Source organism: Vibrio sp. 11986-1-5 (assembly GCF_963878025.1).
Taxonomy (GTDB): Bacteria; Pseudomonadota; Gammaproteobacteria; order Enterobacterales; family Vibrionaceae; genus Vibrio; species Vibrio injensis.
This window is the reverse complement of sequence record NZ_CAWNVW010000012.1, coordinates 1-6,106: the sequence shown is the minus strand read 5'-3', so window position 1 is coordinate 6,106 and position 6,106 is coordinate 1. Positions and strand designations below refer to the sequence as shown.

Sequence of the window (6,106 nt, the reverse complement as noted above, 5' to 3'; positions counted from 1 at the left end):
TCACCGCCGTATACTTTTGCAAGTACAGTACAGATAGCTGCTGTTAGAGTGGTTTTACCGTGGTCAACGTGGCCGATAGTACCAACGTTTACGTGCGGTTTCGTACGTTCAAATTTTGCTTTAGACATGAGTTGTCCCTCTAGGTACGGATGTATGTGGCTTTGTTTATGACCACGCAACCAAAAAAGTTCGGTAATAATTATACAGTAAATGGAAATCTTTGCTTAGAGCTGGTGCTGATAGGCAGACTCGAACTGCCGACCTCATCCTTACCAAGGATGCGCTCTACCACCTGAGCTATATCAGCACTCTAAAATGAGTGGAGCGGGCAGCGGGAATCGAACCCGCATCATCAGCTTGGAAGGCTGAGGTAATAGCCATTATACGATGCCCGCAACACGTAACTCTGTGAGCTATTTCCTTTACAATATGGTGGAGGGGGACGGATTCGAACCATCGAAGGCGGAGCCGGCAGATTTACAGTCTGCTCCCTTTGGCCACTCGGGAACCCCTCCAAATTTTCATCTTCTTACTAAGGAAGATGGTGCCGACTACCGGAATCGAACTGGTGACCTACTGATTACAAGTCAGTTGCTCTACCTACTGAGCTAAGTCGGCATAAGTGGGGCGCATTCTATTGAATGATCTTAATGCTTGCAAGCCTAATCGATAAAAAAAAACAAATTTTATTCGCTTTAGGTCTATTCGTTGTTTTTTTATTCATTTTTTTGCTTAATCGCCAATTCTAGTGTGTTTCTGATTTGCAATCTTAGTCGCATATTGTATGTTGCCTGCTTCTTCTAACACTATGACTGAACCTTTTATGAGCCCCTATTTATCTTTTGCTCGTCACCAATGGGCTGAGTTACGTAACTCAGTCACTATGACTCTGTCAGAACATGATCTACAAGAATTACAAGGTATTAATGAAAGTCTAACGATGAAAGAAGCGGTAGAAATTTATCTCCCTCTAGCAAGGTTATTGAATTTGTATGTGGCCGCTAGACAAAGTCGTAATACCGTTCTTAACCAATTTTTAGGCCATGCAGAGAAAGCACCTCCATTTATCATTGGTATCGCTGGTAGCGTAGCGGTCGGTAAAAGTACAACCGCGCGCTTATTGAGAGCATTACTCTCTCGTTGGGAGAACCATCCTAAAGTTGAGTTAATCACCACTGATGGCTTTCTCTACCCTAATAGAATCTTGCACGAACGCAACATTATGCATAAGAAAGGCTTTCCAGAATCATACGATATTCGACGCCTAGTGCAGTTTGTTTCTGATGTAAAAGCAGGACAACCTCATGTTATTGCACCTATCTACTCACATTTGACTTATGACATCACCTCCGAACAGAAAGTGGTTGATCGTCCAGATGTCTTAATTATTGAAGGGTTAAACGTTTTACAAAGCGGGATGGATTACCCTCATGATCCACATCGGGTATTTATCTCTGATTTTTTAGACTTTTCTATTTATGTGGATGCCGATGCCGAATTAATTGAAAAATGGTACGTTGATCGTTTTATGAAATTTCGTCATGGGGCTTTTAAAAAACCAGAATCATACTTCAATCATTACACGCAATTGACTGAACAAGAAGCCAAAGCCAAAGCACAACATATCTGGAATTCTATCAATGGTAAAAACCTTCAAGAAAATATTTTACCCACCAAAGAACGGGCTCAATTAATTTTAAGGAAAGGGCTTTGCCATAATGTCGAAGAAGTGCTGTTACGAAAATAAATTTATCGATACGATCACTCAACTGAAATTGAAAATGACTCGACCTTGTGCAGCGCAACGAAGGGAAGTCATTTTCTACTATAATATCAAATGATTACACTAGAACCTATTCACTATTAGCCAACTATTTAAAGACTACTATTTACTCGTCGTCACCTTTTCGTAAAGAAATCTCACCACCGAGATAACTTTTTATTCCGTCAGAAGTTTCAAGTAAAACTGCCCCATTCGGATCAATACCTCGCTCTATTCCGGTAATTTTATTCGGTCCGATCAGCAAATGAACTCGACGGCCTAAAAAATTGTCCAAGCGATTCCAGCGTTCAACAAATTCTTGCATACCGTGCTGCTCATAATTTTCTAATGACCGATTTAAAGCTTGTATAAGCTTAATTACCAGTTGGTTACGATCAATATCCTCCTGACCAGTGACATGTGACAAACTCGTCCAAGGCTGATCGATGGACAGATTTTTATCTTGCATAATGAGATTCATGCCGATACCAATCACTAAGTGAGCCGCTCCGCCAGCTTGACCCGACATTTCAACCAAAATTCCCGCGAGTTTACGATCTTGATAATAAAGATCATTCGGCCATTTTAATTTAATCCCTGTCAGCCCCATATCTTCAAGGGCTTCGACTATCGCGACCCCAACAACAAGGCTCAAGCCCATCGCAGCAGCCATACCAGCGTCTAAACGCCAATACATTGAGAAATAGAGATTAGCGCCAAACGGCGATACCCAATGCCGACCACGACGGCCTCGCCCTTTATCTTGATATTCAGCAAGACAAACCGTACCAGAGTGCATCAGGCTCGAATTGTCTAATAAATATTGGTTAGTTGAATCAATAATAGGATGCAATTCAACGGGGTTAGTTACTTGAGAACGAATGTAATCTTCATCCAACATCATCAATGGCCGAGCAAGCTGGTATCCTTTACCTTGCACGCGATGAATATCCATCCCCCACTGTTGAATGCCTTGGATATGCTTACTGATGGCAGCTCGAGACATACCAAACTGCTCCCCTAATGACTCACCAGAGTGAAAGTGTCCATCAGAGAGCATCTTTAATAAGCGTAATTTAACACTATGAACTTTCATTGTTTTTTCTCAATTAACTTAACGCCCGTAAGTCAGTTTCTTCAGCGGCACCAATAAAACGAACTTCGTGCTCAAGATTAACATTAAACTGATCATGCACTGTCTTACATATTTGCTTTGCTAAAGTAATAATATCTTCTGCGGTAGCACGATTCTTATTGATGATGACTAAGGCTTGTTTGGGGTGCACCTGCGCTCCCCCCAAGGTATATCCCTTTAATCCGGCTTGTTCAATAAGCCAACCAGCGGCTAATTTAACGCCTTGTTCGGTCGGGTAAGCCACCAGATTTGGATACTGCTTTTTTAAAGTCTCAAACGAGGTTTGATCAATCACTGGATTTTTAAAAAAACTACCCGCATTACCAACTACCGTAGGATCAGGCAATTTATCTTTTCTCACCTGACAAACGGTGTGATAGATATCCTCCGCCGTACAAGTCGATGGCAAAGCTTGCAATGGTCCGTAAGACAAAAGAGGTCTCCAATCCTTACTTAGGCGCAGTCCTACTGCAACTACAAGCGCTTTACCACATAAATCTTGTTTGAAAATAGAGTCACGATAACCGAATTGACAGTCAGAAACGCTTAATCTTTTAATAGTGAAACTCTCTAAGCACAAGTAATCGACATAATGACAAACCGCCTTAAATTCTATGCCATAAGCACCAATATTTTGAATAGGTGCAGAACCAGCACAGCCAGGGATCAAGGCTAAGTTTTCTAATCCTGGTAAACCTTGCCGAATAGACCATTCGACTAAACTTGGCCAATCTTCTCCGCCGGCAACATGTAAGTAGTGAAAGTCAGCATCTTGTCTATGCTCAATACCTAACAGGCGATTGACCATCACCAAGCCTTGGTAAGGCTCGGTAAATAACACATTGCTTCCCTTACCTAACATCAATTTCGGCCGATCAGCCCACTCATCAGATTGATGCAGTACAATCAGATCATCGACAGATTCAATTACCGCTAAATATTGGCAAGTCTGATCAAGACCGAAAGTATGATAAGACTTAAGATTTGCATTATGATGTAGTTGCATGAGACTCTTTGCCTAAATAAAACTCATGCTATTCTACAACAGATACTTTGATAAGACAGATGCAAATACCAATTCTTCACTTTGAGCACGTAGAGACGCTAAAGCTACCCCTGATTAAACGTTTTTATAAACAGCACTATCCATCAGCTAAACCGAAAAGTGATGAGCTGATCATCGCGGCTTATGAAAACCACCATATCAAAGCCGTTGTTCGTTTTCGCTCAATTGCTGATTATCGATTATTGACTGGTATGGCCGTGGTGAGTGATGAGCGTTCAAAAGGGATTGGGCAAGCATTATTGCTCTACTGCAAAAAAAACATACTGAAACACAATGACTATTGTTTTGCTTACTCGCATCTGACATCCTTTTATACACTTGGTAATTTTTATACTCAGCGTCCAGACCAGCTTCCTGCAGAATTGCGAACACTGCTTACGCGCTACCAAGCGAGTGGTAAATCTCTTATTCCGATGATGTATAAAGATGACTTATGTTAAGAATAGAGCTCTTTTCTAGCTATCATTCACGTTATTTTGGTAATATACCCTGCTCGCAATTTTGCACATACGTAAGGTAAAGCATCACTATGATTGCTCGTAGAAATACAGTCGAACAACTGCCCACTATTGCGCAAGATCCTAATAAGTTTGATGTATTGCTGTCAGCTCAAGAGTTTCGTACTCATCTTATTGAGTCTATTCGTCTAGCCAGTAAACGCATCTATATAGTGGCTTTATACCTAGAAAACGACGATGCCGGACGAGAAATACTCACTGAGCTTTATAACGCTAAACAGCGTAATCCAGGATTAGATATTCACATTTGTGTCGATTGGCATCGAGCTCAGCGCGGGTTAATCGGTGCTGAGGCCTCTGCAGGGAATGCAACACTGTATTGTGACTTTAAACAGCGTTATCAACATGCTATCCCTGTACATGGCATTCCGGTTCGCGGAAGAGAAGTCTTTGGCGTGCTTCATCTCAAAGGCTTTATCATCGATGACCAAGTGATCTATAGCGGAGCGAGTATTAATAACGTTTACCTGCACTATCAAGAACGTTACCGCTTTGATCGCTATCATACCTTAGATAATCAACTTCTCGCTGACACTATGGTTAACTTCATTCAACATACATTATTGGCTCATCCGGCCGTGAATGAATTATCTTGCACAGATAGGCCCAAAACAAAAGAGATCAAAACCGATATTCGCCAGTTTCGTGCAACGCTTGCTGAAGCGAACTATGATTTTTCTGCACAAACACTCAATGCTGATCAAGTCGGTGTCACCCCACTGGTTGGGATTGGTAAACGCCGAAACCATCTTAATCAGACCATCATTGATTTATTGGCTCAGGCAAAACAAGAAATCTACATCTGTACACCTTATTTTAATTTTCCCCCATCTGTCGCTAAAGAAGTAAAAAAAGCGATTAAACGAGGAGTCACCGTTCATATTATTGTTGGGGATAAAACGGCAAATGATTTTTATATTGCACCTTCGCAAGATTTTAAAACCATTGGCGGTTTACCTTATCTCTATGAACTCAATCTGCGCCGCTTTGCAAAAATTAATGAAGCTAATATTGCTAGTCGAAAACTATCCATTCATTTATGGAAAGATGGCGACAACAGTTTCCATTTAAAGGGAATTTGGATAGATAAACGTTATATGCTAATCACTGGCAATAATCTTAATCCAAGAGCATGGAAACTCGATTTAGAGAACGCGTTACTTATCCAAGATAAACACGGGCATCTCGTTGATAAGTTTAGTAAAGAGATGGATAACATTTTACAACATACGCAATTAATCTGTACCTACAAACAAATTGAGAAGCTCGATAGTTACCCTGATGTGGTGCAGCGACTAATGAAAAGAATTACCCGTGTCAAAGCGGACCGAGTATTAAAACAGATTCTTTAAAGAAAAGAGCAAAAAAAGCCGATAGTGATTCACTATCGGCTTTTTTACGCTAATTCTGTATTGCAATATCTAGCAGATGGCTAGAAAAGAAATAATGCCACCCTAACTTAATTCCATAAAAAATCCCCAGCATTGCTGCTAGGGACTCTTTATCAGTGGCGGAGCGGACGGGACTCGAACCCGCGACCCCCGGCGTGACAGGCCGGTATTCTAACCAACTGAACTACCGCTCCACATTGTCTGTTACTCGATAAAGTCTGATTGGCTGCTTTA

General features: G+C 41.2%; 6 protein-coding genes and 5 tRNA genes. 3 read left to right on the top strand and 8 right to left on the bottom strand.

From position 1 onward, the window contains the following. The 5 genes from AACS00_RS05810 to AACS00_RS05790 form a co-directional block, all read right to left on the bottom strand. On the bottom strand, positions 1 to 128 hold a 128-nt coding region (locus tag AACS00_RS05810), incomplete at its 3' end, for a GTP-binding protein (protein WP_249374306.1). Between the two features lie 103 nt (positions 129 to 231). Next, positions 232 to 307 (bottom strand) — tRNA-Thr (locus tag AACS00_RS05805). 13 nt (positions 308 to 320) lie between these two features. Beyond that, positions 321 to 395: transfer RNA gene (locus AACS00_RS05800), tRNA-Gly, on the bottom strand. 35 nt (positions 396 to 430) lie between these two features. Further along, positions 431 to 515 (bottom strand) — tRNA-Tyr (locus AACS00_RS05795). Positions 516 to 542: 27 nt separating this feature from the next. Continuing rightward, positions 543 to 618, bottom strand: a tRNA-Thr gene (locus AACS00_RS05790). A 205-nt stretch (positions 619 to 823) separates the two neighbouring features. On the opposite strand from AACS00_RS05790, the gene coaA reads away from it, so the two are divergent. Continuing rightward, complete coding sequence (coaA, locus tag AACS00_RS05785; RefSeq protein ID WP_072671521.1) at positions 824 to 1,747, top strand: type I pantothenate kinase; 924 nt, start codon at positions 824 to 826, stop codon at positions 1,745 to 1,747. 142 nt (positions 1,748 to 1,889) lie between these two features. Here the strand turns inward: coaA and birA are convergent, their stop codons facing one another. Together birA and murB are read right to left on the bottom strand one after the other, a co-directional pair. Next, positions 1,890 to 2,858, bottom strand: coding sequence for a bifunctional biotin--[acetyl-CoA-carboxylase] ligase/biotin operon repressor BirA (birA, locus tag AACS00_RS05780; protein ID WP_110168440.1), 969 nt, complete (start codon positions 2,856 to 2,858; stop codon positions 1,890 to 1,892). A gap of 13 nt (positions 2,859 to 2,871) precedes the next feature. Continuing rightward, positions 2,872 to 3,903 (bottom strand): UDP-N-acetylmuramate dehydrogenase, encoded by a 1,032-nt coding sequence (gene murB / locus AACS00_RS05775; protein WP_072671524.1) that lies wholly within the window; start codon positions 3,901 to 3,903, stop codon positions 2,872 to 2,874. A 71-nt stretch (positions 3,904 to 3,974) separates the two neighbouring features. On the opposite strand from murB, the gene AACS00_RS05770 reads away from it, so the two are divergent. Continuing rightward, positions 3,975 to 4,403 carry a GNAT family N-acetyltransferase gene (locus AACS00_RS05770; protein ID WP_375152966.1) on the top strand — a complete coding sequence of 143 codons (429 nt, stop codon included), beginning with the start codon at positions 3,975 to 3,977 and terminating at the stop codon, positions 4,401 to 4,403. An 89-nt stretch (positions 4,404 to 4,492) separates the two neighbouring features. Further along, a complete protein-coding gene (pssA, locus tag AACS00_RS05765) occupies positions 4,493 to 5,833 on the top strand; it encodes a CDP-diacylglycerol--serine O-phosphatidyltransferase (RefSeq protein ID WP_072671527.1) in 1,341 nt (446 codons plus the stop codon). 156 nt (positions 5,834 to 5,989) lie between these two features. Here pssA and AACS00_RS05760 read toward each other — a convergent pair. Next, a tRNA-Asp gene (locus tag AACS00_RS05760) sits at positions 5,990 to 6,066 on the bottom strand. Positions 6,067 to 6,106: the final 40 nt, after the last annotated feature.